The 24,825-nt window shown below is 58.5% G+C and carries 28 protein-coding genes; 11 read left to right on the top strand and 17 right to left on the bottom strand.

The annotated features are described in order from the left end of the window. Positions 1–8: 8 nt before the first annotated feature. Genes ygiD through ATO10_RS09745 form a run of 3 tightly spaced genes read right to left on the bottom strand, consistent with a single transcriptional unit; the run spans position 9 to position 1,909 of the window. The gene (gene ygiD / locus ATO10_RS09735) at positions 9–839 is read right to left on the bottom strand and encodes a 4,5-DOPA-extradiol-dioxygenase (protein WP_035250927.1); all 831 of its coding nucleotides are present in this window, start codon (positions 837–839) and stop codon (positions 9–11) included. Positions 840–889: 50 nt separating this feature from the next. Then, positions 890–1,312: a DoxX family protein gene (locus tag ATO10_RS09740; RefSeq protein WP_035250929.1), complete on the bottom strand. Its 423-nt coding sequence runs from the start codon at positions 1,310–1,312 to the stop codon at positions 890–892. Between the two features lie 21 nt (positions 1,313–1,333). Then, positions 1,334–1,909, bottom strand: a complete 576-nt coding sequence (locus ATO10_RS09745) for an NADPH-dependent F420 reductase (protein WP_035250930.1) — start codon at positions 1,907–1,909, stop codon at positions 1,334–1,336. Between the two features lie 128 nt (positions 1,910–2,037). On the opposite strand from ATO10_RS09745, the gene ATO10_RS09750 reads away from it, so the two are divergent. Next, a complete protein-coding gene (locus ATO10_RS09750) occupies positions 2,038–2,934 on the top strand; it encodes a LysR family transcriptional regulator (protein ID WP_035250932.1) in 897 nt (298 codons plus the stop codon). A 126-nt stretch (positions 2,935–3,060) separates the two neighbouring features. Continuing rightward, on the top strand, positions 3,061–3,621 hold the full coding sequence (locus ATO10_RS09755) for an ester cyclase (protein WP_035250933.1): 561 nt from the start codon (positions 3,061–3,063) through the stop codon (positions 3,619–3,621). A 290-nt stretch (positions 3,622–3,911) separates the two neighbouring features. Here the strand turns inward: ATO10_RS09755 and ATO10_RS09760 are convergent, their stop codons facing one another. Further along, positions 3,912–4,337: a cupin domain-containing protein gene (locus ATO10_RS09760; RefSeq protein ID WP_238323449.1), complete on the bottom strand. Its 426-nt coding sequence runs from the start codon at positions 4,335–4,337 to the stop codon at positions 3,912–3,914. A 7-nt stretch (positions 4,338–4,344) separates the two neighbouring features. Between ATO10_RS09760 and ATO10_RS09765 the strand changes: the two genes are divergently transcribed. After that, positions 4,345–5,544: a DUF2779 domain-containing protein gene (locus ATO10_RS09765; protein ID WP_272945299.1), complete on the top strand. Its 1,200-nt coding sequence runs from the start codon at positions 4,345–4,347 to the stop codon at positions 5,542–5,544. Positions 5,545–5,636: 92 nt separating this feature from the next. On the opposite strand, the gene ATO10_RS09770 is transcribed toward ATO10_RS09765, so the two are convergent. From ATO10_RS09770 to ATO10_RS09815, 10 genes are all read right to left on the bottom strand, one after another. Continuing rightward, complete coding sequence (locus ATO10_RS09770) at positions 5,637–6,323, bottom strand: hypothetical protein (protein WP_162174096.1); 687 nt, start codon at positions 6,321–6,323, stop codon at positions 5,637–5,639. Between the two features lie 189 nt (positions 6,324–6,512). Next, positions 6,513–7,040 carry a terminase large subunit domain-containing protein gene (locus ATO10_RS09775; RefSeq protein ID WP_035250937.1) on the bottom strand — a complete coding sequence of 176 codons (528 nt, stop codon included), beginning with the start codon at positions 7,038–7,040 and terminating at the stop codon, positions 6,513–6,515. After that, positions 7,027–7,479, bottom strand: coding sequence for a hypothetical protein (locus ATO10_RS15970; protein WP_051598065.1), 453 nt, complete (start codon positions 7,477–7,479; stop codon positions 7,027–7,029). Before ATO10_RS15970 ends, ATO10_RS09775 begins: the two co-directional genes overlap by 14 nt. A gap of 451 nt (positions 7,480–7,930) precedes the next feature. Next, complete coding sequence (locus tag ATO10_RS15975; protein WP_051598066.1) at positions 7,931–9,304, bottom strand: DNA primase family protein; 1,374 nt, start codon at positions 9,302–9,304, stop codon at positions 7,931–7,933. Positions 9,305–9,307: 3 nt separating this feature from the next. Then, on the bottom strand, positions 9,308–9,580 hold the full coding sequence (locus tag ATO10_RS09790) for a hypothetical protein (protein ID WP_155886740.1): 273 nt from the start codon (positions 9,578–9,580) through the stop codon (positions 9,308–9,310). Positions 9,581–10,134: 554 nt separating this feature from the next. Then, on the bottom strand, positions 10,135–10,290 hold the full coding sequence (locus ATO10_RS16405) for a hypothetical protein (RefSeq protein ID WP_155886741.1): 156 nt from the start codon (positions 10,288–10,290) through the stop codon (positions 10,135–10,137). Positions 10,291–10,293: 3 nt separating this feature from the next. Beyond that, positions 10,294–10,479, bottom strand: coding sequence for a helix-turn-helix transcriptional regulator (locus tag ATO10_RS09800; RefSeq protein WP_035250943.1), 186 nt, complete (start codon positions 10,477–10,479; stop codon positions 10,294–10,296). Beyond that, a complete protein-coding gene (locus ATO10_RS16525; protein WP_035250945.1) occupies positions 10,476–10,736 on the bottom strand; it encodes a helix-turn-helix domain-containing protein in 261 nt (86 codons plus the stop codon). The genes ATO10_RS09800 and ATO10_RS16525 overlap by 4 nt, the downstream gene beginning before the upstream one ends. A 180-nt stretch (positions 10,737–10,916) precedes the next feature. Beyond that, complete coding sequence (locus tag ATO10_RS09810) at positions 10,917–12,098, bottom strand: tyrosine-type recombinase/integrase (RefSeq protein ID WP_420313639.1); 1,182 nt, start codon at positions 12,096–12,098, stop codon at positions 10,917–10,919. Between the two features lie 410 nt (positions 12,099–12,508). Beyond that, a complete protein-coding gene (locus ATO10_RS09815; protein WP_035250947.1) occupies positions 12,509–14,371 on the bottom strand; it encodes a sigma 54-interacting transcriptional regulator in 1,863 nt (620 codons plus the stop codon). 201 nt (positions 14,372–14,572) lie between these two features. On the opposite strand from ATO10_RS09815, the gene ATO10_RS09820 reads away from it, so the two are divergent. Genes ATO10_RS09820 through cynS form a run of 5 tightly spaced genes read left to right on the top strand, consistent with a single transcriptional unit; the run spans position 14,573 to position 18,698 of the window. Next, positions 14,573–15,961 carry a CmpA/NrtA family ABC transporter substrate-binding protein gene (locus ATO10_RS09820; RefSeq protein ID WP_035250948.1) on the top strand — a complete coding sequence of 463 codons (1,389 nt, stop codon included), beginning with the start codon at positions 14,573–14,575 and terminating at the stop codon, positions 15,959–15,961. A gap of 3 nt (positions 15,962–15,964) precedes the next feature. After that, on the top strand, positions 15,965–16,801 hold the full coding sequence (ntrB, locus tag ATO10_RS09825; protein ID WP_035250950.1) for a nitrate ABC transporter permease: 837 nt from the start codon (positions 15,965–15,967) through the stop codon (positions 16,799–16,801). 10 nt (positions 16,802–16,811) lie between these two features. Next, the gene (locus tag ATO10_RS09830) at positions 16,812–17,720 is read left to right on the top strand and encodes an ABC transporter ATP-binding protein (protein ID WP_035250952.1); all 909 of its coding nucleotides are present in this window, start codon (positions 16,812–16,814) and stop codon (positions 17,718–17,720) included. Between the two features lie 5 nt (positions 17,721–17,725). Continuing rightward, on the top strand, positions 17,726–18,202 hold the full coding sequence (locus ATO10_RS09835) for a nuclear transport factor 2 family protein (RefSeq protein WP_035250954.1): 477 nt from the start codon (positions 17,726–17,728) through the stop codon (positions 18,200–18,202). Positions 18,203–18,227: 25 nt separating this feature from the next. Beyond that, the gene (cynS, locus tag ATO10_RS09840; protein WP_035250956.1) at positions 18,228–18,698 is read left to right on the top strand and encodes a cyanase; all 471 of its coding nucleotides are present in this window, start codon (positions 18,228–18,230) and stop codon (positions 18,696–18,698) included. A gap of 81 nt (positions 18,699–18,779) precedes the next feature. Here the strand turns inward: cynS and ATO10_RS09845 are convergent, their stop codons facing one another. From ATO10_RS09845 to ATO10_RS15980, 3 genes are all read right to left on the bottom strand, one after another. Continuing rightward, positions 18,780–20,861, bottom strand: a complete 2,082-nt coding sequence (locus tag ATO10_RS09845) for a 4Fe-4S binding protein (protein ID WP_035250958.1) — start codon at positions 20,859–20,861, stop codon at positions 18,780–18,782. Between the two features lie 3 nt (positions 20,862–20,864). Next, positions 20,865–21,749, bottom strand: coding sequence for an MOSC domain-containing protein (locus ATO10_RS09850; RefSeq protein ID WP_035250961.1), 885 nt, complete (start codon positions 21,747–21,749; stop codon positions 20,865–20,867). Positions 21,750–21,845: 96 nt separating this feature from the next. Further along, complete coding sequence (locus tag ATO10_RS15980) at positions 21,846–22,673, bottom strand: winged helix-turn-helix domain-containing protein (RefSeq protein WP_051598067.1); 828 nt, start codon at positions 22,671–22,673, stop codon at positions 21,846–21,848. A gap of 284 nt (positions 22,674–22,957) precedes the next feature. Between ATO10_RS15980 and ATO10_RS09860 the strand changes: the two genes are divergently transcribed. The 3 genes from ATO10_RS09860 to ATO10_RS09870 are packed head-to-tail and all read left to right on the top strand — an operon-like array spanning position 22,958 to position 24,773. Continuing rightward, entirely contained in the window at positions 22,958–23,470 is a 513-nt protein-coding gene (locus tag ATO10_RS09860; protein WP_035250963.1) for a YHS domain-containing (seleno)protein, read from the top strand. Positions 23,471–23,473: 3 nt separating this feature from the next. Further along, on the top strand, positions 23,474–23,920 hold the full coding sequence (locus tag ATO10_RS09865) for a rhodanese-like domain-containing protein (RefSeq protein WP_035250965.1): 447 nt from the start codon (positions 23,474–23,476) through the stop codon (positions 23,918–23,920). A 10-nt stretch (positions 23,921–23,930) separates the two neighbouring features. Continuing rightward, a complete protein-coding gene (locus ATO10_RS09870) occupies positions 23,931–24,773 on the top strand; it encodes a CE1 family esterase (protein WP_035250967.1) in 843 nt (280 codons plus the stop codon). The last annotated feature ends 52 nt before the right edge of the window (positions 24,774–24,825 follow it).

Consider the following 24,825-nt stretch of genomic DNA (forward strand, 5'->3'; position numbering starts at 1 on the left):
CGTCCCCCTCAAGCCGCGTGAAATACAAAGGAGCGCATTGAGATCGACCCGAGGTCGATATCGTCGGTCATGAAGCTCAGGGCGTCGCGATTGTCCGAGGCCCCCGCGATGGTCAGCGCGGGCAAATAATGATCTACTGACGGATGCGCCATGCGCAGCAGCGATCCAAGGCCCTTGCGATCCGCCAATGCAGCAAAATCCCGATCTTGCAACCTTTCGGCAAACAGCCTGTCAAATTCGAGCGCAAAGTCATGCGGCGCGCTGCCCGCGGCCCAGCGGACCGCGCCGAGGTTGTGCACGACATTGCCCGATCCGAGAATTAGAACTCCCCGGTCGCGAAGCTCGGACAGGGTCTGACCGATCTCAAGCTGATAGCCAAGATCCTGTCGCATATCGATCGAGATCTGAAAAACCGGCACGTCCGCGCCGGGATACAGGTACTTCAGAACCGTCCAGGCCCCGTGATCGAGACCCCAGGTCTCATCCTCTTCGGCATGGTGGCTGGCCAGCAACGACACCACCTCGCGCGCCAGCTCCGGGTCGCCGCTGGCGGGATATTGCTGTGCAAACAGGGCGTCTGGAAAGCCATAGAAATCATGGATCGTGCGCGGCATTGCCGACACATCCACCAGCGTTGTACCCTTGGTCATCCAATGCGCTGACACGACAAGAATGGCCTTGGGCCGGGGGAGTGTCTTGCCCAGCTCGGTCCAGGTGCGACTGTATTCTGTGTCTTCAATGGCATTCATCGGGCTGCCGTGACCAAGGAATACCAGCGGCATCCGTTCGCTCGGAGAGAGCCGCTCTTTGAGGTCATTGAGGGATTGCGCGGTGTTCATAACGGTGCTCCGTTGATTTTGGGGGGCGCTCGAAAACGCCCCCTGTATGTTCAGGCGAAACGGCCCAATGTATTTTGCAGGCCAGGGGTTTTCAATGCGAAGGCGCCGCTTCCAAGCAGGGCGGTCGCGCCAAGCACAACGGCCCAGTAGAGCGGGAATTCCCATCCGCCGCCCTCCGCCGAAAACAGCCAGCCATTGCCCGAGTGCACCCAGGTTGCGCCAAGCAGCACCGGGATCAGCGCCAGCGCGGTCAACCGGGTGGCCACGCCCAAGATCAGGGCCACACCGCCGGCCAGTTCAGCGAAAATTGTGAGATAGGCCAACAGGCCGGGCAGGCCCAGGCTTTCGAAATAGCCGACGGTTCCTGCAACGGTAAAAACGTTCACCTTGAGTAGCCCGTGGGCCAGAAAAAGCACGCCGCTGGACACGCGCAAGACGGTTGCCGCGTAGTCGGCATTGGAAGAGTGGGTCATGATTTTGTCTCCTTTCAGGGGTTACGCGGCCTGCCACTGCGGCGCGATCTCAGCGCCCTGCCCCAGCACATAGCCAAACTGGATGTTCATGAAACCCAGCGGTTCAAGGTAGCGGGCGTTTTTCAGAGGTCCGGCATCCACCGGGACAAGTCCGATCTCGCTTGCGAGGGATTTCACCTGCGCGCGCGTGGCGTCATCATCCGCGGCCACAAAGGTTTGCAGGGGCTGGTCACCGATGGTCAAACCGGAGCCGTAGTGCTGAGCGAAAATGGTGTTGAACGCCTTTGCGACCGAGGCACCGGGCAACAGAGCTGCGATCTCTTCTGCGGCAGAGCTGTTGCCTGCGACCTGTAGGCCCGAGAAATCGTCTGTCACCGGGTTCGATACGTCAATCACCAGTTTGCCGGTGAAGTTCGCTCGTCCAGTCACATCCTTGGCCGCGCCAAATGGCGTGGCGAGGATCACGGCCTCGGCGGCTTCAACGGCGGCGGCCAGATCGTCTTCTTTGCCATAGGCAGCGACATCGTGACCTGCCTTGGCCAATACTGCGGTAAGGCCGGACCCGACATTACCATTTCCAATAACTGCGATTTTCATGTCCTTACTCCTTTCGTTCGCCACATCACGGTGGCCTGTGGTCTGCCCCCTATTTACGGCTTGCAAACAATCAACAAAATAGCGAAGCTATAGAATGACTATCCACAAATTGTTCGCAATGGGCTACCATGGACCTGACCGATGAACTCAAGGCCTTCGTGGCGACGGCTCAAACCGGGTCTTTCACCGCTGCAGCCGATCAGCTTGGCGTATCGAACCGTCTGACCTCGAAATATGTGGCCGAGCTTGAGGCGCGGCTTGGCGTGCGGCTGTTCCAGCGCACAACCCGCAAGGTCGGCCTGACCCCGGCAGGCGAGGACCTTCTGGCGCGCGTGCCTGCTTTGCTTGATGATCTTGATGACCTGTTGGCCGAGGTGTCGGAGGGGTCACGCGGCTTTACCGGGGTGATCCGCGTCTCGGCGCCGGTCACTTTCGGCGAGCTCTACGTCGCCGGGATGCTGCGCCGCTTTGCCGACGGCAATCCCGGCCTGACCTTCGATCTGCGTCTCAGCGACGCTTATGTGGACCTCGCGCGTGACGGAATCGATCTGGCCTTTCGCATCGGCCGTTCGGACATGCTCTCGCTGAAGGAACGCAAACTGGGGGAGTTGCGCTCCCGTCTGGTGGCAAGCCCCGATTATCTCGCCGCGCAAGCCCCGCCCGAACATCCCGAGGATCTGGTGCAACATGCCTGCATCGTCGACACCAACCGCCGCGCGCCGCGGCGCTGGGTCTTTCATAAGGCGCAAGAGGATCTGGAGGTGCAGGTGCAGGGGCGCTTCCAAGTCAATTCTGCACGCGCCGCGGCAGAACTGGCCGCCAACGGGCTCGGCATCGCCTATGCCCCGCGTTTTGCAATCTGCGACGGGCTGTCGGCCGGTACACTTGTTGAACTGATGCAGGACTATGCCGGCGACACGACCACCGTGAATGCCGTCTACCTGGAGGGTCGGGCGCTGCCCCGGAAAATCCGTGCGCTGATCGACTTTGCCGTCGAAGACATAAAATCCTCGGATGTGTTGTAGTCGCATATTATGAATAAATTGTTCCAAGTGATACCATAAATTCAACATTTAAGGCCGAAAATAGCGGTCCTATGTTCCGTTCATCGCATCAATGAGATGCAGGTCACAGAGCAAAGGAAAGCTGAAATGAAAACCGCAACCCTTATCACCGCCGCCGTCATGGCCGCTACATTTGGCACCGTCGCCCCCGCACAGGACAACGAGGTCACAATTGCTGCGCTGACCGAACTGGCCGAGCGCCAGGCCGAAGACGCCCGCATAGCCCGGAACCTGGAAACCTTCGACATGCTCGATTTCGAAGTGTTTTCGAACCAGCAATGGGACCGGCTGCATGAAAGCCACGCCGACGACATCAAGTTGCACTGGCCCGATGGCCGCGTGACCGAAGGCCTCGACGTGCACATCGAAGACCTCAAGGCGTTTTTCGTCTTTGCACCGGATACCCGGATCGAGACCCACCCGGTTCGCATCGGCCAGGGTGAATGGACCGGCGTCGTCGGTGTGATCGAAGGCACGTTTTCAGAGCCGATGCCGATCGGTGGCGACCAGTTCATCCAACCCACCGGCCAAAGCTACAAGCTGACCATGGCCACAATCGGCCATTGGACAGACGAAGGAGTGATGGATGAAGAATACCTGTTCTGGGACAATCACACTTTCTACAAGCAAATCGGCCTGATCGAATAAGCCACTATCGGATCGGGATAGTATCGGCGCCGTTCCGACCCCCGGAACGGCGCCTTGCCAACCTTGGGCATTGTTGTGGCGTGGGCGGCGTTGTGCTTCGGGCGCGCACTCTCTCGGATGCAAACAACAATCTGCTCCGCCCGCTTACCGGCCAATTTCTTCAAGGGAAGCATATGAGGCTGGTTGAGCTCACAATTTGCAGGACACGCCGACTTTGTCATGTTTGGGTAGTGCATGTGCGGGCGCTGTCTGCGTCCCGTGCCTGTCGTGCTCACGATTTGCGGACCGTATCAAGCCGGCGCTTCGTCCGGAGCCACAAACGTCATGCCAACACTCTCCGCGATGGATAACACTGATTGAATATCCGGCTCGCCGGGTTCGGGCAGTTCCGTTTGGCCCTCGGCAAGCGGCTGTCCGATTCCGGTAAAGAATCTGTCGTGCATGTGTCCGGGGGCGTTGAAGATCAAGAGGCGGGCCGGTCTGTCTCCAACAGCCTGAAACGCGTGAACGGCACCATCAGGAATTGCGACGTGATCGCCAGGACCTGCCAGGATTTCCTTGCCGTCGACCATGAAACCAATCTGTCCATCAATGACATAAAATGACTCCGTCTCACCTGCGTGGTGGTTCGGCGGCGCTCCGGCCCCAACCGGGACAAGGCATTCTACAAGACAGAACTCGCAAGGTCGGTACGAGGACGGACCGATCACCTGCATATCCGACATCGTAAGCCGCGATGGTGACGGTTACGTCCTGACAGAAATCAAAAGCAGTACGTCAGCCAAGACTGAACATACTTTCGACCTCGCCTTTCAGCGTGTGGTGCTTGAGGCCGCAGGGTTTCCGATCACACGCAGTGAAGTTGCGCATGTGAACAACAAGTATGTGAAAGAAGGTGAGATCGACCCTGGGCAACTGGTTAGCATCACCGATATCACGGACAAAGTTGAAGGCCAACTCGAAAAGACCAAGATAAGGATCGACCACGCCTTGGATGTTGCCGCCAGCGGGAGCATGTTTGATCCCGGGCCCGAGCGAGCCAAGCTGAAGTCCTACGACGAGTGGCTAACGATCCGAGAGAAGCTCGACCCGCCCCTTAAGGACAACAGCATTCACAGGCTGCCCTTTATGACCGCCGAAAAGGCCTACAAGCTCATCGAGACCGGGATCACGGAGATCGATCAGATCGAGGATGCGTCAATTCTTGGCAAGTCGACCAAGCGATACTTAAGCGCCCTTGCGCGGGGAGAGCGCTGTGTCGAAAAGGACAGGCTTAGCAGCTTTCTTAGCGAGATCGTCTATCCAGTCTACTACTTTGATTACGAGACATCGCAGAGCCTGTTGCCGCCCTGGAATGGGACGCGACCTTATCAGCAAGTGCCGTTTCAGTATGCGCTTCACATTCAGCGAGAACCTCGCGGCGAGATCGAGCATCGCGAGTATCTGCACCGCGATCGAAGCAACCCGATGCCGGCCCTTTTGTCGCGACTGCGCGAAGATATCGGCGATACGGGCTCGGTCCTGGTTTGGTATGAGGGGTTCGAGAAAGCCCGCAACAAAGAGATGGCGGATACCTTCCCTGAATACGCTGCGTTCTTGAAGGATGTGAACGCGCGCGTGATCGATCTTATGAAACCCTTTTCGGAAGGCATGATTACTGATCCGGCGTTTAGGGGCAGTGCGTCGATCAAGGCGGTGTTGCCGGTACTGGTACCGGAGGTCACATACTCTGATCTCGATATCCAGGAAGGCGGAAGCGCTTCGCGCCTTTGGAAAAACGTGACACTAACCGATCCGGACACCCCGGAGCGGGAGAAGGTCTATGCTGATCTTGTTGAATACTGCACACTCGATACCTGGGCGATGGTTGCCATTCACAAGGCACTTCGCAGAGCATTGACCGGAGATCTGCAAGAACACTGAACTCAACTCGCTTGATTGCGCGCCCAAAAGCTTAGCAATCATCCTCTCACTTGATTTGACCACTTCGCACTCGTTTCTATCCAACTGCGAAGTCAATAAAGGCCGACGGTCCGACCGACGGTGATGGGCTTGACCAGGCTCTCTGCGAGCAGGTAGCGGAGTGCATCCCCCGCGTGGTCCGGACAGTGAGGAGTGTCGTTCCAATCGTCCGGGTCGTTTTCATCCCGAACCGCATTCGGCAGGGTGGCGAGAAGCAGCTTGCAGCGCTCGTTAATGTAGAGATGCGGGCGGGCCGGGTTCTTCTCCGCCGCCGCCTGAAGCATCGAGTTGATATGGGCCCAACCTTCTGACCGGCGTCCCTTCCTGGGTTTCGAGATGTTCCAGAAGCCGCCGGTCGACCGCATCATCTCGATCACGCTCTCGCCTTGAAGCCCGCGAGCATCATCGACGACCGCATGGGGACGTTTCACGCCGTAGTCTGCGCAGACGCTCGTAATACGCTCCGCGAGCCGGTCCGCCGTCCACTCCTTTGAGTTGTTCAGACTTTCCTCTCCGAAGATTGCATCATTTACCTCGGCCTCGATGATGACGGACCCGCGAGGTAGAACGCTGCCATCGGTGAAGTTCATGTCGCGCTTGGCGAACGAACCCAACAGCCCAACTGATGGAGACGAGATGCCCCAGTCTATGGCGACCTTCACGATCCACCGATCTGGATCAATGGCGCCGACCTCTGCACGGGCGATGTGAATCTCCGGATCGAAGCTTGGGAACATCAAGCCCTGGCCCTGCGTCCAGTCTCCAAAAAGCCATTGAGCTAACCGGACTGGATCGCCGTGACACGCCTCCCGGAGCTTCCGAATGTAGGCTTGCTGGTCAATGAATGGATTGTCTGCTGGCCCGGAGAAGACCGTGACCCATTCCTCGCCGCCTTTCTCGTCGCCTTCGTGCTGGATTGTGTACGGGACCTAGCTCCGCCGATCCCGGACGTGCCGCTCGAAGATGCGAGCATGGAGAGGTCCGCCGGGGTTTCCCAGATACACGACTCGAGTGGGAACCCCTTGTGGGGCGCGGAGGTTTGAACGCAGAATGCGAAGGAGGCGCTCCGACTGGTAAGCGGTGACCTCATCGACGATCAGGAGCGTGACATTCTTGCCCTGAACCTTCGCAAAATAGTCGCTCTCCCGCTCAAGAGCGAGAAGGGTGATCTTTGCGCCATTCGCGAGCCGCATAATCTTGTCGGAGCGGTTGTAGGTGAACGAGCCGCCGAAGAGCTGGTTCGCCATGCCCAGAAGTTCGTCCTCGAAGTCCGCGAGCGCCTTATAGGTCCGGCGGACGATTAAGACCGAGGCGGCGGAGCCGTAGCGTTCGACATGCTGGAAGGAGATCGCCGTACCGGCAGTCGTCTTGCCGCCACCCCGCGCGCCCAAGAGAGCGAGGTTCATCGTCTCTGGGATTTCTAGGGTTGAGGCTTGAAATGCGCTAAGTCGCTCCATCTTCGACCTCCGCGATCCGCTTCAGGTATGCTTGGCGATCCGCAGGTGAGGGTAGCTGGATCACCTGTTGGCGATTGTCGTTGTTGACGATGGTCAGGTGGGACGGGATCTTCTGGTCACCTATCTCGTAGCCGCGCCGCGACTTCAGGAGAAAGATCGCGGCGACCGTGCTATCCTTTCGGTCTGGGTCGAGGGCGCGCTCCTTCAGAGCGCTCACCAGTTGATCCTCCATAGCAGAGTAGCCGCGCTCCAGTGCTTCTACGACTTCCGGCTGGCGCCGTCGGATGTCGTAGAACGTGCGACTCCCGATCCGCAGCGTCTTGGCGATTGATGTCATGGACATCCCGCCAGCCGCCATCTCTTCGATCATTTGGAGGCCCTTCTTGCCGATGCGGCGAGTGTGGCCGCCTTCGTTCTTTATGACTGCCGGTTCGCTCATTCCTTCAGAGCCTCCTTGAGGTCGGGGTGCTTTGAACCGGCGCTAAACTTCGTAGTGGGCGGTCCAAACCGGTCGGCGAAGGCTGGCGACATGTCGTCGTCTCCTATCTGGTGGTTCAGGCAGCAAATGCCCCCATACATTCATAGGCCGCCCAGACCGTTGCGCTGCTAACTGCAGCGACAGGTTAGATTTCCATGTAAGGCACCAAGTTGGATCAGGAAGATATTGATTACATACGTTTATTTTAGTATCGTAAAAGTTATATCCACCTATATATCCCCCTTTGAATTTCTACCGCCTTTTAGGTGGCGGATCAAGCGAATTGGGCGGGAAATCGAGCCGAAAGGCGTCGCAATGCGACACCCTCCAAGCCATGAAAGTAAAGGCTAGCGACACCCTTGCGACACCCCAACGGGGAAACTCTCTCTGTGTAATTCTCCAGCCGTCATACTCATCTTTTCAAACTTTTCTGGATAGGGTGTCGCAGGTGTCGCATTGGCTTGTTTCCTTGGGCTTTGGCCTGTCGCATGACCCGTCGCAGGGGTGTCGCAAGGGCTTCACACCGGGATTTCATCGCGAACTTCGCACCACGTTCCTCGAAGCCCAGTTTCCGCAGTTCGGCGATCATAGTGTCGTGGGCCACCGGAAGGCGATCCCCGCGCCGGTCGGACCACTCCCGGAACTCCCGGTAGAGGTTGTTATTCGCGGTCCATGCGTCGCCCTTGGTTTCGCTGGTATTGATCAGCATCTCTTCGGCGAACCGGGCGACAGGTCCCATCATGTCGTCCGCTTGCCCATCTCGAGCCGCCTGACCGCTCTCCGGCTGTTCGAGCCTCGCTCCGGCGAGCATCTTCCGAGCACCTTCGAGCGCCCAGTGAAGGATCGCCGGAAGCTCCGCGTCGAGCTTCTCCTTCAACTTGGGGTCCTCCTTTCCCAAGAAGCTCTTGGGCATGGGAAGGACGATCATCCGGGACATGATCACTGGCTTCCGGAGCTTCATCGTCTCGTTGGAGAGGACCGTGATCCGTCCGGGGAGCTTCTCGGTCGGCAGGGGCGGCTTATACTTCCGCTTGACCTCGACGATGTCCTCGCCGGTGATCTGAAGGAGCCGGTTGACGATAGTCGAAACGTCCGCCCGGTCGATCCGCGTCTCGGACATGATCAGGATCTTCTTGCCATGTGCGCCCTCGAAGGGAAACGCGCCCTCCATCCCCTCCAGTTCCAGCGCCGCGACATTCGCCGACCCGTTGAGACGTGTCATCACATGGGCAATCGTCCCCTTTCCGCTCCGGGTCTTCCCGACGAGGTTCACGAACCGTTGCTGGCTGGTGTCGTCCAAGAGGTTGTATCCGATCCAGAGCTGAAGGAACTCGATCAGGTCCGGCGTGCCATCCCACACGCTGTCGAGGAACTTCAACCACTCGACTGCGTCGCCGATATCGGGATCGAAATCGAAGGGCATCGCGTGGCGGTTCCGGAATTCGGGCGAATGCGGCTCCAGCTTCCTGGAGGCGATGTCGAGGACGCCGTTCCGGAAGGCGATCTTCCCCGGGACCGGCTCGAACGCCTCTGGCATCTCGACCGCCGTCTCCATCGCGTGGATGATCTCCGCGAACTTGGCTTTCTTAGGCGTCTCCCCCATCAACTGGACGGCGAACCGGTTCACGAATTGCTTGAAGCTGATCGATCCGAGGCGGGTCTTTTTCCAATGGTCCCCGGTGTGCATCAGCCAATCCTCGTCGAAGACGACGAGCGGCGCGGTCTCCGCGATCATCTGACCGACGGCGACGGGATCCTTCATGTTTTCGGTGCGAGCGTGTGCCATGGTTCAGCCCTCCACCGCTTTGAAGCCGTTCTTGGCGAGCCATTTTCCGATTTGTCGTTCGATCTCGCCCTCCGGGTCCCGTCTGGGCTTCCCGGCGCTGTCGACGTAGGCATAGTCCGAGATCGGCCATCGCGGATTGAGAAGGCAGGAGGCGACCATGTCCTCCATCTCGTCCGGGATCGTATCCATCCCGCCCAGAACCCCGCCGATGAACGCGAACATCCACTCCGACCGGCTGCCGTAGCCGCTACAGTCGGTCAGGAGCTTCAGAGGCATCCAGAACTGTCCGGACTGCCTCTTCGTCCCAGACATCGTGATCGATGGACAGGTTGACAGGGACGATCCCCTTCAGCCCAACCGAGGCGGACGCCTCCGACATTTCGTCGGGGTCGATGCGCTGGTCCCAGTCTTCGAGGAAGACGCGCGCGCCGCCCCTTTCGTTCGGGCTTCCGGTTCACGAACCCCGGCAGTCGGAAAACGTGGTCCACGCTCTGGGTACTGTCCACGACGCCCAACTCTCCGACGACCTCGCGCATCTCTTCGGTGAACGCTTCGCTCTGACCCTTGGCTCGCGGGACGTCGGTCATCGGTTCAGGATAGAGCCAGACGAACTGCATCCCGCCGCCAGTGATCCAGCCCAAGGTGGGCGGGAGGTAGTCCACGACCGGCGCCCTCGCGGCGATCCAGTCGGTCACATTGTCGACGTCGATGGCGAGACCCCGAACGGCAATAACGTCGATTTCTCTGGGCTTGGCGAGCTTCCCATGGCGGACGCTCGGTCCGGACATGACCCACTCGTGAGGCGAGCGGTCGTGATCGTTTAGGACGAATTAGACACAGCAGCCGCGCCCATTCCAATAGATCGCGTCGCGGATCGCGTCGTCGATGCCGTCATATTGCCGGGTCCAAAAGACGCCATCTTGGCTTCGAAAGGAGAGGGTCGGGCGGGTGATGCCCAAACGGTTGAGGAAGTCTTTCGTCTGCAATCGTCATGCCCCCGCGTTCTCGCGAAGGTCGCGAAGGTGTTCGTCGAGTTCGCCTTCGGGCCAATAAAGCTTCCCGCCCAACTTCAGCGGCTTGGGCAGTCGTCCAGCGTTGAGGTCTTCGTAGATCGCAGAGCGCGAGCGGTTTCCCAGCTTCTCGCGAACTTCAGCGAGGGTCAGATACCTGTTCATGCCGTGCCCTCCCGAAGCCAGAGGTCGAGGCCAACGCGAGGATAGAGAACCAGCCGACCACGCTTCACGTATTCGGGACCAAGCCCCTCATATCGCCACGCTTCAAGTTGTTTCTTGCTGATGCCAAGGTATTCCGACGCCTTCGAGGTGTTGAGCCACATCGGCACGACGACTCTGGCGTGGTCGAGAGCCTCGCTGACGCGCTCGTCGACCCTCTCGCGGATCAAGTCTTCAATGTTGTCTGGGACATCGCCCATCACGTCATACTCCAACTGTCTAGTCAGGTTATGACGCTGCTCCCCCTCGCGGGACGGGAGCTAACCCCCATGTGACGAGCCTTGGGAGCGCCGTATCGCTTGTTTTTCCTATCAGGTGCGATCAGATGGCGCAAGGAAAAAATACATCAAACATCAATGGTTTACATCTGCCGAAATTGATCATTTACAACTGCCGGAAACATGGTTGGCCCAGCGTTCGGCCAGCTCCCGCCGCTGATCGAGATAGTCGGTCCGCCGATAAGCCCGCACTACGTTGCTGTCGGTCAAATGAGCCAGCATCGCCTCCGCGACTTCATGCGGGGCGTCGGTCGCTTCTGCCAGCCACGTCCGCAACGACGTCCTAAACCCATGCGGGCGAGCCTGCAGCTCCCGCCGCTTCATAAGCTGTGAGAGCGTCATGTCGCTGATCACGCCCTTGCGGGAGTTGGCGAAGAGGAAGCCATTTCGGGCGAAGGGGCGGGCGGCGTCGATCACGTGCAGAGCTTCGCTCGACAGGGGAACACGGAAGTCTTCAGTCGCGCCCTTGCGTCCCTTCATAGCCTCGCCGGGGATCGTCCAGACATCCCCATCGATCTGATCGAGATGCAGGGTCCTCAAAGGAGCGGAGCGAGCGCCGGTCAAGATCAACAGCCGCAAGGCAAGATGCGACGGGGTCTGTTCCGACAAGCTGGCATAAAAGTCCGGCACGTCTTGCCATGGCATCGCAGGGATGTGCTTCGCAACATGGCGGGACTTGCCCAGTAACGCCTTTGCCTTCTCGGTCGCTTGCAAGTCGACGTCCAGGCCCAGTGCCGCCGCGTGGCGAAGAACGATTGAGAGCCGGTTCAGCGCCTTGCGCGCCGTTTCGGCTTTCGTGTGCCAAAGCGGAGCGAGTGTGTCGCGAATGTCGCGTTGGTCGAGGTCGGTCACCGGAACCTTCCCCAGCTTCGGCAGGACGTGGTTTTCGAGCGGCGACATCCAGCGGCCCGCCTTCCCATCGCCCTTCAACTCCGCCATGCGGGCTTCGAATGCGTCTTGGGTGATCACCGAGAGCGAGATGTCCTCCCTCCGCGCCGCCTTCGCTTCCTTCTCGCGTTCCTTCACCGGATCACGTCCGGACTTGGCGACGGCGCGCCAGCGGTCCCCGGCTTCACGTGCATGGGCCAAGCTTACATCGGGATACCCGCCCAAGCCCATCTCGCGTCTTCGGCCATGGACGGTCGTTCGCAGCACCCACTGAGCGCCCCCGTCCTCGCGCTTCACGAGCCACAGACCAGCTCCGTCACAATGCTTGCCGACCGGGGCGGTCTTCACGAATGTTGCCGAAAGTCGATTGCGCGCACGCATGTGCACCATGCTCATGCATCCACCTTTTTATCCCCCTAGAGGTAGCGGATAGATCCGTACAGTTCAAGACAGGCTGAGACAATTAGTGTATTAATATCAGATGTGTAGATGGCGCTTCCGGACACCGGCGGACAGGGAAGAACAACAAAAATATGCTGCCCCCCAGGCACCATCGTTTCCCCACCACCACCGTTGGGAGCGGTGAGTTCAATATCTCTCACAAGATCTTGTCTAGCCTCCTTGGGGTAAACAACGACCTTGTCAATCAAGGACGGGATTGACGAGCGAACTTCCAGTCTACCAAGTCGACCGTTTGGAGGCGCTGACTGGCTGATCACACTGAGGTGCCCGTAGATTTGTAGACGCTTTGCTTGGTAATTCTGGAAGCAAAGGACGAGGCACATGTTCGGCAAAGCATGTTCCGCTTAGGGGCTGAATTCCGTCTTGGACAAGCCATAGCGCTTCAATCTGGAGTAAAAGGTGGGCGCGGGGACGCCCAGAAGTTGCGCCGCCCCGCCTGGTCCGGCAACTTTGCCATCGGCTTCCTTCAAGCAGTTCAGTAAGTTGGCGCGTATTTCGGCCTGCATTTCGTGTTCGGTTTTCGCGTGGCTGATGCCGGTTTGCTCTGGTGTCTTGCCATCGCCAAGCTCGACGATCAGTTTGCCACCATTTGAAACAATGATGCCGCGCTCGATCACATTGCCCAGTTCGCGTACGTTTCCGGGCCAGTCATAGGATGACAAGCGTTGGATCACCCCTTCGGTCACGATCGGCAGCGGCCGATTGAGCCGTTTGCAGGCCATGGCCAGAAGGTGCAGCGTAAGCTCGGGGATATCCTCTTTGCGGGAACGCAGGGGATGGCAGGTAATCGGGAATACGTTCAGGGTAAGGTACAGGTCCTCTCTTAATCGGGCTGCCGCAACAGCGCGCTCCAGATCTTTAGAGGTGGCGGCGATCACGCGCAGGTCAATGTCTCGGGCGCGGGTGTCGCCAAGGCGCGTGACCGTGCGGCTGCGCAAAGCATCAAGCAGGCGGCCCTGTACCTCCAGCGGCAATTCTTCGATATCGTCCAGAAACAGGGTGCCCCCATGGGCAAGCTCCAGCTTTCCGGGCTTGTCGCGCAACGCGTTCTGATAGCCGCCCCGTACCTGGCCAAACAATTCGGCTTCCAGCGCGTCGGGCGCGACCGAGCCGCAGTTGAAGTGGATCAAAGGGCGCTGGCTGCGGGCGCTAGCCTTGTGGATGGCCGTTGCGATCAGGGCTTTGCCGGTGCCCGCTTCGCCCGATATCAGCACCGTTGCGTCTGTCGGGCCGACAAGATCAATCTTGGTCAATAACTGCCGTGTGGGCAGGCTGTTGCCAATGATGTCATGGTGGGCGCGTTCGCTGGTAATGGCCTCTTGCAGATAGGCGTTCTCCTGCTCCAAACGATCCCGCAATTCGGCCACTTCATCCATGGCCTCGCGCAGCTTGCGCTCTCCTTCTTTGCGTTCTGTGATGTCGCGAAAAATGACCACCGCGCCAGCCAGCACCTGCTGATCGTAAATCGGGGTCGAAACATATTCTACCTGAATGGGTTTCCCATCCTTGCGCCAGAACACCTCGTCTTCGATCCGATGCACCTGTTCAAACCTGAACGACCGATAGATCGGGCAATCATGAGAGTGATACTTTTCACCGTTCAGACGCTGGTGGTGAATTTTCGAATGAATGTCATGCCCCAAGAGATCCTCGGAGGTCCATCCCAGCATCTCTTGGGCAGCGCGATTGACGAAGGTGGTTTTGCCTTCGGCGTTTACGCCATAGATGCCTTCGCCCGCGGCGTTTAGGATCAACTGGTTCTGGCGCTCCAGTTCGGCAAAAAAGGCTTCGGTGCGCTTCCAATCTGCCAGTCCGGCGCGAAAGATTTCTGCTGCTGCGGTGATCTCGGCCCTTTTTTCCAGATCGCGCAAGTCACTTATCAGCAAAAGCAGGCAGTTCTGGTGACCCGCGATTTGCCGGGCCCGAATTTCGCATTTCAATGGCGTACCGTCGCGCTTGGTCAGGCGGATGTCACGTGTCCAGCCTTCGCCGCGGTGATCTACCTCGCTGGCGAAAACAACGAAATTGGGCAAATCATTGCGGACAAACTGAGAGAAGTGGATCGGCGTTGAGCTGGCCTGTGCGCCCAGCAGTTCAGCGGCGGGTGGATTCCAGGCCAAAATCTGATCAACAGATGTGTCCAAAACCACTGCCGCTTCGGGCAGGGCATGCAGCAGGGAATCGGGAAGCAGAGTTTCGGGTGTCATGGTGCAAACGTTAACGAGCTATTGCCTTATGGTGTTGTGAAATTTCATAAATTATGAATAATCATAATTATTGCACGTGAGGTTTCAATTCAACATATTGATAATAAAGATATAATTGGGCTGATCAAAAAGTAAGCAGTGGGTTTTTTTAATCCCCGTGGCGGTGTCAACATGAGGCAAGCCACAACATAGGGGACGAAAATGACGATCAAGAGTCTTGGAAATCCATTCTCGGCAAAGACCGATCTGCGCCATGGTGCAGACTGCGGTTGCGACACCTGCCTGTCGGGCCACGGCCACGACAAAGACCATATCGAAGCCACACAGATGTCTTCCGAAGACATGCTGGACCGTGCGATTGAAAGCGCGGTAGTGCGGTCTGTCTTTGGTCAAAACGACATCAGCCGCCGTTCGTTCATGGGGATGATGGGCGGGGGCACCATGGCCGCCGCTCTGGCCTCGGTCTTTCCGATGGACAAGGCCAAGGCCGCCATTCTGGACGATCTGGGCGCGCCTGAAAAAACCGATCTGAACATCGGTTTCGTGCCGATCACCTGTGCGACGCCGATCATCATGGCACAGCCGATGGGCTTTTATGAACGCTATGGCCTGAACGCTCAGGTGATCAAAACCGCAGGCTGGGCCGTTGCGCGCGACAAGTCGCTGTCGGGCGAATACGACGCCAGCCACATGCTGACCCCAATGCCGTTGGCGATGTCGCTGGGCGCGGGTTCGGTCGCCACGCCCTACATCATGCCCGCCGTTGAAAACATCAACGGCCAGGCGATTGTTCTGTCCAACGAACACCTCGACAAGCGTGACCCGAAACAGTGGAAAGGCTTCACCTTTGGTGTGCCGTTCGAATACTCGATGCACAACTTCCTGCTGCGTTACTACGTGGCTGAATTCGGTCTGGACCCGGATGTTGATATCCAGATCCGCGTTGTGCCGCCCCCCGAGATGGTCGCCAACCTGCGCGCCGGTAACCTTGATGGCTATCTGTCGCCCGACCCGTTCAACCAGCGTGCCGTTTGGGAAGGCATCGGCTTCCTGCACACGCTGACTAAAGACATCTGGGAAGGCCACCCGTGCTGCGCCTTTGCCGCGCCGCTGTCTTTCGCGCAAGAGCTGCCCAACACCTATGGCGCGTTGCTCAAGTCGATCATCGACGCCACCCAATTCGCGTCGAAGGCCGAAAACCGCAAGGAAATCTCGGCGGCGATTGCCCCGACCAACTATCTGAACCAGCCGGTTCCGGTGATCGAGCAGGTGCTGACCGGCACCTATGCCGATGGTCTGGGCGAGGTGAAACAAGTGCCTGACCGGATCGACTTTGATCCATTCCCGTGGCACTCGATGGGCGTGTGGATCCTGACCCAGATGAAACGCTGGGGCTATATCGAAGGCGATGTCGACTACTCGAAAGTCGCCGAAGAGGTCTATCTGGCCGCCGACTGTAAGAAGGTGATGAATGATCTGGGCTATGAAGCCCCGGACATTACCTACAAGTCGCACACGATCATGGGCAAAACCTTCGACCCGGCCGAGCCCGAAGCCTACGTTTCCAGCTTTGCTATCGGGAAAGGCTGATCCATGACGAAGACTCTGTCTGTGAATCACAAGGCAGCGCTTTTGTCGATCATTATGCTGGTGGTGGGCCTCCTGATATGGGAGGCCGCCATCCCGGCACAAAAGGCCGCCGAAGAGCTGACAGAATACGAACGACTGACAGGGGGAGGCGCACCCAAAGCCGGTGTGCCGCCGCCCAGTCAGGTGCTTGCCAAAGCGTGGGAGCAGTTAAGCAACCCGTTTTATGATGCAGGCCCGAACGACAAAGGGATCGGGATCCAGATCGGATACTCGATCTATCGCGTTTTGACCGGCTATTTCCTTGCCGCCATGGTGGCGATCCCGCTGGGGTTCCTGATTGGCATGAGCCAGGTCGCCTATAAGGCCTTCAATCCGTTCATTCAGGTGTTGCGCCCCATTTCGCCGCTGGCGTGGATGCCGCTGGCCCTGTTCATCATCCAGGATTCCGAGGCCAGCGCGATCTTCGTGATCTTCATCTGCTCCATCTGGCCGATGCTGATCAACACCGCCTTTGGCGTCGCGGGCGTGCGCCAAGACTGGGTCAACGTGGCCCGCACCCACGAGCTGAGCCCGATCAAAACCGCATTCACCGTGATCCTGCCCGCCGCCGCACCCACCATCATCACCGGGATGCGCATTTCCATCGGCATCGCATGGCTGGTGATTGTCGCGGCCGAGATGCTCGTTGGGGGCACTGGCATTGGCTACTACGTCTGGAACGAGTGGAACAATCTGGACCTGACCTCGGTGATCTTCTCGATCTTGATGATCGGTGTCGTGGGCATGTTGCTGGACGCGGCTTTCGGCATCCTGCAACGCGCCGTGGCCTACGCGGAATAAGGAGCGACCAATGTCGAAACCATTTCTCTCCATCGAGCGTCTGACGCAGAAATTCCCGGACGGTCAAGGCGGCGAACTGACCGTGTTCGAAGATGCCACCTTCGGCATTGAAAAGGGCGAGTTTGTCTGCATCCTTGGCCACTCGGGCTGCGGCAAATCCACCATCATGAACATCCTTGCCGGGTTGGCCGAGCCGACCTCGGGTGTCGTGAAAATGGACGGGTTTGAGGTCTCGGGCCCCTCACTGGATCGCGGTGTGGTGTTTCAAAACTACTCGCTGCTGCCCTGGCTCTCGACGCTGAAAAACGTAACTTTCGGGGTGCGGGCGCGTTTCCCGGACTGGTCAAAAGCCAAGGTCGAAGAGCACGCCCGAGAATATCTTGCGATGGTTGGGCTGGAGGGCGATGTGGTGCATCGCAAACCCAGCCAGCTTTCGGGCGGCATGCGCCAGCGGGTTTCCATCGCGCGGGCCTTTGCCAACCACCCCAAGCTCTTGTTATTGGACGAACCCTTTGGCGCGCTTGACGCTCTGACACGGGGCACCATTCAGGACGAACTGCTGAAAATCTGGGGCGGGACCGAACAGACAGTGTTCATGATCACCCATGACATCGACGAGGCGATCCTGCTGGCCGACCGTATCCTGTTGATGACCAACGGGCCTTTGGCACGCGTGGCGGAATCGGTGGAGATCACCATTCCGCGCCCGCGTAACCGGACCGAAATCGTCGATCACCCGAACTATTACGCCATCCGCAACCATTTGGTGCAGTTCCTTGGGCAGCGCTCCAAGGAACTGGCCGGGCAACCCTCGGGCGGGGCGGATCAACGCCCCACCGCCGTTTCAATCGACAAAACTGAACCGCCTGAAAAGGCTCCTGAAGACCCTGCCGCGCCCTTGCGCGCGGTGAACGAGTAATAGACATGACGACAGAAGCAAACCGTCCGCCGGTGCCTCCATTCACCTACGACGAAGCCGTGCAGAAAGTGCGCATGGCCGAAGATGCATGGAACAGCCGCGACCCGGAAAAAGTTGCGCTGGCCTATACGCCAAACACCCGATGGCGCAACCGGTCTGAATTCCCTAAAGGCCGGTCCGAAGTGCAGGAATTTCTGTCCCGCAAATGGGCCACCGAAACCGGTTATCGCCTAATCAAAGAAATATGGGCGCATTCTGAAAACCGGATCGCGGTGCGGTTTTGCTATGAATACCATGACGAAAACGGCCAGTGGTATCGCGCCTATGGCAACGAAAACTGGGAGTTCGCCGAGACCGGCCACATGGATGTGCGCCATGCGTCCATCAATGATGTGCCCATCGCCGAAGCAGATCGCTTGTTTCTGTGGCCGCAAGGGCGGCGCCCCGATGACCACCCCGGCCTGACCGAGCTTGGTCTGTGACCCTGAATTCATAAAGGAGTAGATGATGAAAGACAGCTTTGAGGTACCCGTGATGATGACGAAAGAGGACGTCACCATGATGATCCTGTCAGCTAAGAAGCAGGCCGGTCTGACGTGGGAGGAGATCGCTGAAAAGATCGACATGTCACCGGTCTGGACGCACTCAGCCTGCATGGGCATGAACGCCTTTCCCGCCGATAAAGCCGCTGCATTGGTCACAGCCATGGCCCTGCCGCAGGAAGCCGCCAGCGTGCTGGAAGAGCCGCCCACCAAGGTCTGGGAACAATCTGTCCCCACCGACCCCTGCATCTATCGTTTCTACGAAATTGTTGGCGTCTATGGCCCGACTCTGAAGGCGTTGATCGAAGAAAAATTCGGCAATGGTATCATGTCGGCGATTGACTTTGACATGACGGTCACGCGCGTCCCCAACCCCAAGGGGGACCGGGTCAAAGTCGAGATGTCTGGAAAATACCTGTCTTATAACAGCTGGTAAGCCCATCTGCCGGGCCTCGCTTTGGCCCGGCCTTCCCGCCGCCCCAAAGGTTGAGGTGTTAGCAGGCGCAATGACGGCGCCTCATGACAAACGCTCCTTTTTCGACTTGAGGATAAGCGGCACGCACTGGGTCTTATCGTTGTAGATCGTCACGCAATCTAGGCATTCAAAGCATTCGTCGTATCGGATGCGCCCGGTTTTTGTGATCGCACCGTAGTTGCACTTGACCTTGCAAAGCTGACACGGGCTTCCACATTCGGAACGCCGCGCGATCCACTCCCGGCGGCGCAACAAACCGCCAATTGCCATCAGCGCCCCCAACGGACAGACGTACCGACAGAACCCCTTGAACAGCATCGTCGCCGCGATCAGCCAGAACGCACTATAGGCGACGTAATACCACTCGCGCTTAAAGTAGGTTGAGATCGCCGTTTTAAAGGGTTCTACCTCGGCTGCCTTGTCCATTGCGCTGGGCACAAGCAGCGTCACCATCACCAGTCCTGCCAAGACCCCGTACTTCAGCCACTTCAGGCGGGTGTCCCAAATCGGGGACGGCTCAATACGTGGCAGGCGCAGCCAACGACCAAGGTGATGCATGAATTCCTGCATCGCGCCAAAGGGGCAGAGCCAGCCGCAAAACAGTCCGCGCCCCCAGACAACAAACCCAAAGATCACGACCCCCCAAATCAGGATCGAAAACGGGTCATAGAGCAGAAACCCAAGGTTCTGCCCGGCCGCCACAGATCGCAGCGCCCCCAAAGGGGTGACAATTGACAATTGTCCCTGCCCATACCACCCAACAAACCCGATCATGCAGGCCAAAAAAACCAGCCTAACGGGTGTATAGATCGCCAATCCGGCAAGCCATTCCATGCGCCTTAGCAACAGCAAAAACACACCAAACAACACAGCCGCCAACACGACCATATCCACCCATCTTTGTTCTATCGCACTGACCCACGGGGGCACGACGCGCGGCGGCTTGGGGGTGACGAAAAACCGGGCCGGCGCGGCATAGGTTGTGGTCAGGGAAATGGTCCCGATCTTGGGCTGGACAACCCCTTTTTCCCGCTTTGCCTGCAGCGAAATTTCCCAAGGTTCTATCGGGTTGAACCCCGAACGCCTGTCGGTGCGTAAAACCATGGCAATCCCGTCCTGAGGCGCGTCATCGGCCAGTTCCAGCAACAGGTCGGAATCCCGTAGCGCGAAAGGAAAACCGCCCTGTTTGGCGGAAATAAGGGACGGAACCGTGTTGCGGATAAAGTCCTCGGTCACAAGGCCATGGCGCGCCGTTTCGATCAGCAGGATCGGCTCGTCGTTGGGATAGATATCATGGAAACTTTCCAGCTCTGCCAAGGTGTCTTGTGACAGGGCCGCGCGTGCCACCGAAGGTGGCCCAATGTCTACGATCCACAAATCAAGATAGGGCGCTTGCGGGTTGGCCAGAGCCTCTGGGTCCTGCCCGGCGAAAATCGTTCCTGCAAAGGCCTCTTCGACCTCGGCGTTGGTGATGATCGTGCGCGCGGCAATGCCCTGGCGCACCAAATCGTCCCAACTCAGGCTTTCTTGAACCAAAGGGTCGGGCTGGGCAGGGGGGCCAGCCGAAAGGCCCTGCATCCGTTCTTTGGCGACCTTTTTAACCGCCGTCAGGAGCGTTTCATTCGCGATCCGCACGCTGGCCGTCGCGGTGGTTACCCCATCAAGGTAGGTCAGCGCCGAAGCCTGTTGATCTTTGGCGCTGCCAAAGGGGTTTCCCACGACAAAGGGTTCGGTGATTGCTTGCCCGGCGTATTGGTCCAGAAATGCCTGAAACCGGGCATTTCCAAGCCCCGCGACAAACATCGGCTCGAAATGGTCGATCAATTGTACGTCGATGAACCGCGCGTCATTGTCGACCATCACCAACATCTCAATCGGTGCACCGGCGAACCCGGATAATGGCGCGATCGGGCCAGTTTCGAACACATAGCCAGCCTGAGATCCCGTATAGGAGATCAAGCTGTAGACACCATCATCAGACAGCAATTCCCCCACGGAATACCCCACCGGCAGATAGGTCGCGATCTGATCCGGAGAAAGCGGCTCTTTGGCCAGCGCGGCTTGCGCGGCAACGACCAGAAGAAGGGATTGCGCGAGGAGCCAAGCAAGAATTCTAAGTGCCATATCTCAGCCCTGCAGAGCCAGCGTATCGCCCAGCCTGATCGGCCCACCCTGCGCAATCACGGCATAGACGCCAGCACAGGGGTAGGCCCCAATCCCAGGGATTTCCAATCGGTTTGCGGCAGTGATCGAACGAAGAACGCCGGTGTCTTCGCTCAGGCCCCCGGTGGGACGGGTCACCATGACACAGCGCGGGTCAGGCATGGCAAAATGGATTATGGTCTCTCCCAGCGCGCCTGCCTGTCCGCACCACCCGTTTTCAACCGGGCCCGCATCCGTTGTTTCGACGATGACATTCATGCGAAACCGAGCAGTGGAAAAGTCCATCGAAGGCGCCCGATCAAGCAACGCGTTCACGGTTGACGTTGTCATCACCGAAAGCGGGAACAAATCCTGCAACGATTCAGGGCCCAGCGGGGCCTGTTGGCCAAGCGCGCGAAACAGACTGGCGCCAAGGGGTTGGGGTACGACAATGTCGCGATTGCCCGCTGGATTTAGGTCAGGCAGGTCAGGGTGATACTGGTCCACCATGAAGTCATCAGGGGCATCACCAATCAGCCGAACTTCGCGCCCGAAGAAATCTGACAGGCTCTGGTCGGCGTCTGCTGCTTTGCTGTCGAGCGCCTGACCATTGGCCAAAGTGATTTCCACATTCGGCAGCGGCTGGCCCGGTATCGGCGGTGTTTCAAACGCCGCGTGACAGGCCATGAGATCGGGAAAGTCCCGCACGTTTTTGGCACTGGCCACCTTGCCCGTTTCGGCGTCCAGCATGGCCAATGCCCGATCCCCGCAAATGCCTGCGCTGGTCAGGTCAGCGCTCTCAAGCGTTTCTCCGGCCATGGATTTGATGGGATACCTGCAGATTTCTGTAATGCGTCCAACCTGGGTCACGCTTTGCCTCCTTCGTCGCTACGACGACGAACAGGGCATCAACAGACCGGGATTGTGTGAGATTCTCGCCAAATCTCTGCAAAAAATTCGCAAAAACTACCCGACAAAGCGATAGCCGATCCCGCGCACAGTTTCGATCAGCTCGGGGTGGTCCTTGTTCGGGTCCAACTTGCGGCGCAGGTTAATGATATGCTGATCCAATGCGCGTGAATTCGGCATGAATTCGCGCCCCCAGCCTTCATCATAAAGTTCATCACGGGTCACCACAGTGCCCGCGCGGGCCTGAAGCAAAACCAATAGCTTGGTATCTCGTTTGGTTAGCTGAATCTCCCGGCCGTCCCGGCGGGCACTGAATTGTTCAGGGAGCAATTCAAACCCTGCAGAAACAGGCTTCTGTTGTCGTTGTCGCCACAGGGCCAGACCGGCCAGCGCAGCCGAAGTCATGGCCAGCGCAACCGCCGCCCCATGCCTGATGCGCGCGCTTTGCGTGTCCAGATTTGCGAAGCCAAGCAGCGCCGCAAGCTCTGCGCGGTCATAAATCAGGCAGGCCGCAGGCGCGCGTTGGCAATAGAGCACCTGCCGTCCTTCGCGATCAAACGGGGTCCAGATCGTTTCATCGGCCTCGGTCAAGACCGCGCGCACATCGTTCAGATCATACTGATCAAGCTCGTTTTTCAGCGGGCTGAAGCTGTCTGGCAAGGGATAGAGCACCGTCCCCGATGCATCCCAAAGTGCCAGTTGAAGCAAGGCGCCATGCTCGGCTACCCGAACGCCAATCAGGTCATTCTTAGGAACAAGCGCAATCAGTTCTGCCGCGTTTTGGCGGGCATAGTCTTTGGCAACGGTCCAGGGATCTGGACGCAGAAACAAAACCGCGGACATCGCCAAAGCTAAGACGGAAACAACGAAAAGACCTTTTTTCATGCGCAGACTATGACCTTAATCCAAGGGGAGCAGAATAGGATTTTGGTCTAGTCCGCTGATCGCCCCGGTCGCGAAAATGGGCACTGACAAGCGGCATCATTTACCTTGGGCCTTAGCCTGCGCCTTGGGGCAGGTTTGAAAATTTATCTGCGCTTAACATACCTCTTGGTTTTGTGATCAGCCGCTTACGATTCCGTCAGTAGTTGTGAACAGTGTCGGCCTGTTTTGTATCAGGCCCTTGGGCTAGGCTTTCGCCATCCTCTCAACAAAAAGGACCAGTCACGTTGAAACATCTCGCTCTGGCAGCCGCCTTCACATTGACGTCCGGTGCAGCATTCGCCGGGCCGCAGTATCTGGACCAAACCGGATACGCCGCGTCGGGTTATGACGTTGTGGCCTATTTCTCTCTGGAACAGTCCGAAATTGGTCAGTCTCAGCCCGAAGCGATCCCCGGGAAAGCTGATTTGACGGCAGAGTACAACGGGGCCAAGTTTGCGTTCTCGTCCCCGGAGAATTTGGAAAAGTTCGTTGCATCGCCTGAAAAATACGCCCCCCAGTATGATGGGCACTGTGCTTATGGCGTGTCGCGTGGCGGCAAAGTGCCGGGCAATCCGCACCTGTGGCGGATCGTTGATGACAAGCTGTATCTGAACATCACCAAGCAGGTTGTTGGCTTCTGGGAAGAAGACATCCCAGGCAATCTGTCTTTGGCGGAAAACAACTGGGTCGGCATCGAACCCGATGCGGCTTCGGACATTCAGGTGCCCAAGTTCACCTCTCCGGCGCCGGTGAAGTAACCCGTGAAACGGCGTGGATTTCTTGTTGGCGGTGCCGCCCTGGTTTCGGCTGGGGCGGCTGGCTATTACTGGACGCGCCCGCCCGAGGCGCTGGTTCAGATGACCCCGCCTCAGGCGCTGAATGCCGTTGCGGGGAACGCCCTGATTTTGGTCGATATTCGCCGGCCCGATGAATGGGCTGCGACCGGCGTGGCGCAAGGCGCCGTTGCGGTGGACATGCGGCGCGAAGACTTCGCCCAAGCGGTGCGGGCCCAAATCATCGCCCGACCCGATACCCCCGTCGCAATGATTTGCGCACGTGGCGTCCGGTCACGCAGAGTGGTGGCCCAGATGGAGGCGCAGGGTCTGCGCAACATCATTGATATCCCCGAAGGCATGCTTGGGTCCCGCGCGGGTCCGGGCTGGCTTGCCCGCGGGCTTCCCGTGACATTCGAGTTTCAGCAAGGATGATGGATCAACCATGACCCAGACCAAGACGACTCTAGCCGCGATGACCCTGGCGGGTGTCGCGCTTTTCGCGACCGGCGCGTCCGCCTGCGGCCCTGACAGCGCCTGCCCGGTTGAGGGCGGCGAGTACCTTGTCGCGCTTCCTGATGGGCCACCAAAGGGCGCAGTGATGTTCATCCATGGCTATGGCAGCAGCGCTGCGGGTGTGTTGCGCAACTCGGGCATGATCAATGCCATATTAGAGCGCGGTTATATGTTGGTCGCACCCAATGGCCTGACCATGGAGGGACGCAACGGCGGGAACTGGTCGTTCCATCCCCAGCGGTATCAACGGCGCGATGAGGTGGCCTTTATCCACACCGTCAAGGATGACGTGATCGAGCGGTTTGGCATCACACAAGAGGATATCTTGCTGTCGGGCTTTTCGATTGGTGGCTCTATGGCCAGCTATGTGGCGTGCCAGACCCCTGATGCTTTCCACGCCTATGCCCCCGTTGGCGGCAGCTTCTGGCGTCCGCACCCCACCACATGCGAGGGTGATGTGCGTTTGTTTCACACGCACGGATGGAATGACGGCACGGTGCCGCTGGAAGGGCGGGTGATCCGGGGCGAGGACATCAACGATATCGGTGCTTTCGCCCAAGGAGATGTTTTTCATGCCATGGATATTTGGCGCCAAAGCAATGATTGCATCCATGCAAAGGCCGACCGGATGAAGACCGAGGGCGCCTATTGGATTCGCGGGTGGGATCGCTGCGTGCCCGGATCTTCGTTGGAATTTGCGCTGTTCCCGGGCGGGCATGTGATCCCGGCAGGCTGGTCGGATATGGTGCTGGACTGGTTCGAAAGCCTTTGACGCTCTGAACCTTGATGAAAGGGTTGAACCGCCCCTGCAGGCGTTGTTCGCA

This window comes from Actibacterium atlanticum, assembly GCF_000671395.1.
Lineage (GTDB): Bacteria > Pseudomonadota > Alphaproteobacteria > Rhodobacterales > Rhodobacteraceae > Actibacterium_D > Actibacterium_D atlanticum.

What these genes read in the sequence shown, in the direction of transcription:
- ATO10_RS09760 (WP_238323449.1), bottom strand. Translation starts at nt 4,337, where the DNA reads ATGCAGGTGATCGGTCCGTCCTCGTACCGACCTTGCGAGTTCTGTCTT.
- ATO10_RS09800 (WP_035250943.1), bottom strand. Translation starts at nt 10,479, where the DNA reads ATGAACAGGTATCTGACCCTCGCTGAAGTTCGCGAGAAGCTGGGAAAC.
- ATO10_RS09820 (WP_035250948.1), top strand. Translation starts at nt 14,573, where the DNA reads ATGACGATCAAGAGTCTTGGAAATCCATTCTCGGCAAAGACCGATCTG.
- ATO10_RS09830 (WP_035250952.1), top strand. Translation starts at nt 16,812, where the DNA reads ATGTCGAAACCATTTCTCTCCATCGAGCGTCTGACGCAGAAATTCCCG.
- ATO10_RS09815 (WP_035250947.1), bottom strand. Translation starts at nt 14,371, where the DNA reads ATGACACCCGAAACTCTGCTTCCCGATTCCCTGCTGCATGCCCTGCCC.
- ATO10_RS09745 (WP_035250930.1), bottom strand. Translation starts at nt 1,909, where the DNA reads ATGAAAATCGCAGTTATTGGAAATGGTAATGTCGGGTCCGGCCTTACC.
- ygiD (WP_035250927.1), bottom strand. Translation starts at nt 839, where the DNA reads ATGAACACCGCGCAATCCCTCAATGACCTCAAAGAGCGGCTCTCTCCG.
- ATO10_RS15980 (WP_051598067.1), bottom strand. Translation starts at nt 22,673, where the DNA reads ATGAAAAAAGGTCTTTTCGTTGTTTCCGTCTTAGCTTTGGCGATGTCC.
- ATO10_RS09750 (WP_035250932.1), top strand. Translation starts at nt 2,038, where the DNA reads ATGGACCTGACCGATGAACTCAAGGCCTTCGTGGCGACGGCTCAAACC.
- ATO10_RS09845 (WP_035250958.1), bottom strand. Translation starts at nt 20,861, where the DNA reads ATGGCACTTAGAATTCTTGCTTGGCTCCTCGCGCAATCCCTTCTTCTG.
- ATO10_RS16525 (WP_035250945.1), bottom strand. Translation starts at nt 10,736, where the DNA reads ATGGGCGATGTCCCAGACAACATTGAAGACTTGATCCGCGAGAGGGTC.
- ATO10_RS09810 (WP_420313639.1), bottom strand. Translation starts at nt 12,098, where the DNA reads ATGAGCATGGTGCACATGCGTGCGCGCAATCGACTTTCGGCAACATTC.
- ATO10_RS09835 (WP_035250954.1), top strand. Translation starts at nt 17,726, where the DNA reads ATGACGACAGAAGCAAACCGTCCGCCGGTGCCTCCATTCACCTACGAC.
- cynS (WP_035250956.1), top strand. Translation starts at nt 18,228, where the DNA reads ATGAAAGACAGCTTTGAGGTACCCGTGATGATGACGAAAGAGGACGTC.
- ATO10_RS09790 (WP_155886740.1), bottom strand. Translation starts at nt 9,580, where the DNA reads ATGCCTCTGAAGCTCCTGACCGACTGTAGCGGCTACGGCAGCCGGTCG.
- ntrB (WP_035250950.1), top strand. Translation starts at nt 15,965, where the DNA reads ATGACGAAGACTCTGTCTGTGAATCACAAGGCAGCGCTTTTGTCGATC.
- ATO10_RS09775 (WP_035250937.1), bottom strand. Translation starts at nt 7,040, where the DNA reads ATGGAGCGACTTAGCGCATTTCAAGCCTCAACCCTAGAAATCCCAGAG.
- ATO10_RS09740 (WP_035250929.1), bottom strand. Translation starts at nt 1,312, where the DNA reads ATGACCCACTCTTCCAATGCCGACTACGCGGCAACCGTCTTGCGCGTG.
- ATO10_RS15975 (WP_051598066.1), bottom strand. Translation starts at nt 9,304, where the DNA reads ATGGCACACGCTCGCACCGAAAACATGAAGGATCCCGTCGCCGTCGGT.
- ATO10_RS09755 (WP_035250933.1), top strand. Translation starts at nt 3,061, where the DNA reads ATGAAAACCGCAACCCTTATCACCGCCGCCGTCATGGCCGCTACATTT.
- ATO10_RS15970 (WP_051598065.1), bottom strand. Translation starts at nt 7,479, where the DNA reads ATGAGCGAACCGGCAGTCATAAAGAACGAAGGCGGCCACACTCGCCGC.
- ATO10_RS09870 (WP_035250967.1), top strand. Translation starts at nt 23,931, where the DNA reads ATGACCCAGACCAAGACGACTCTAGCCGCGATGACCCTGGCGGGTGTC.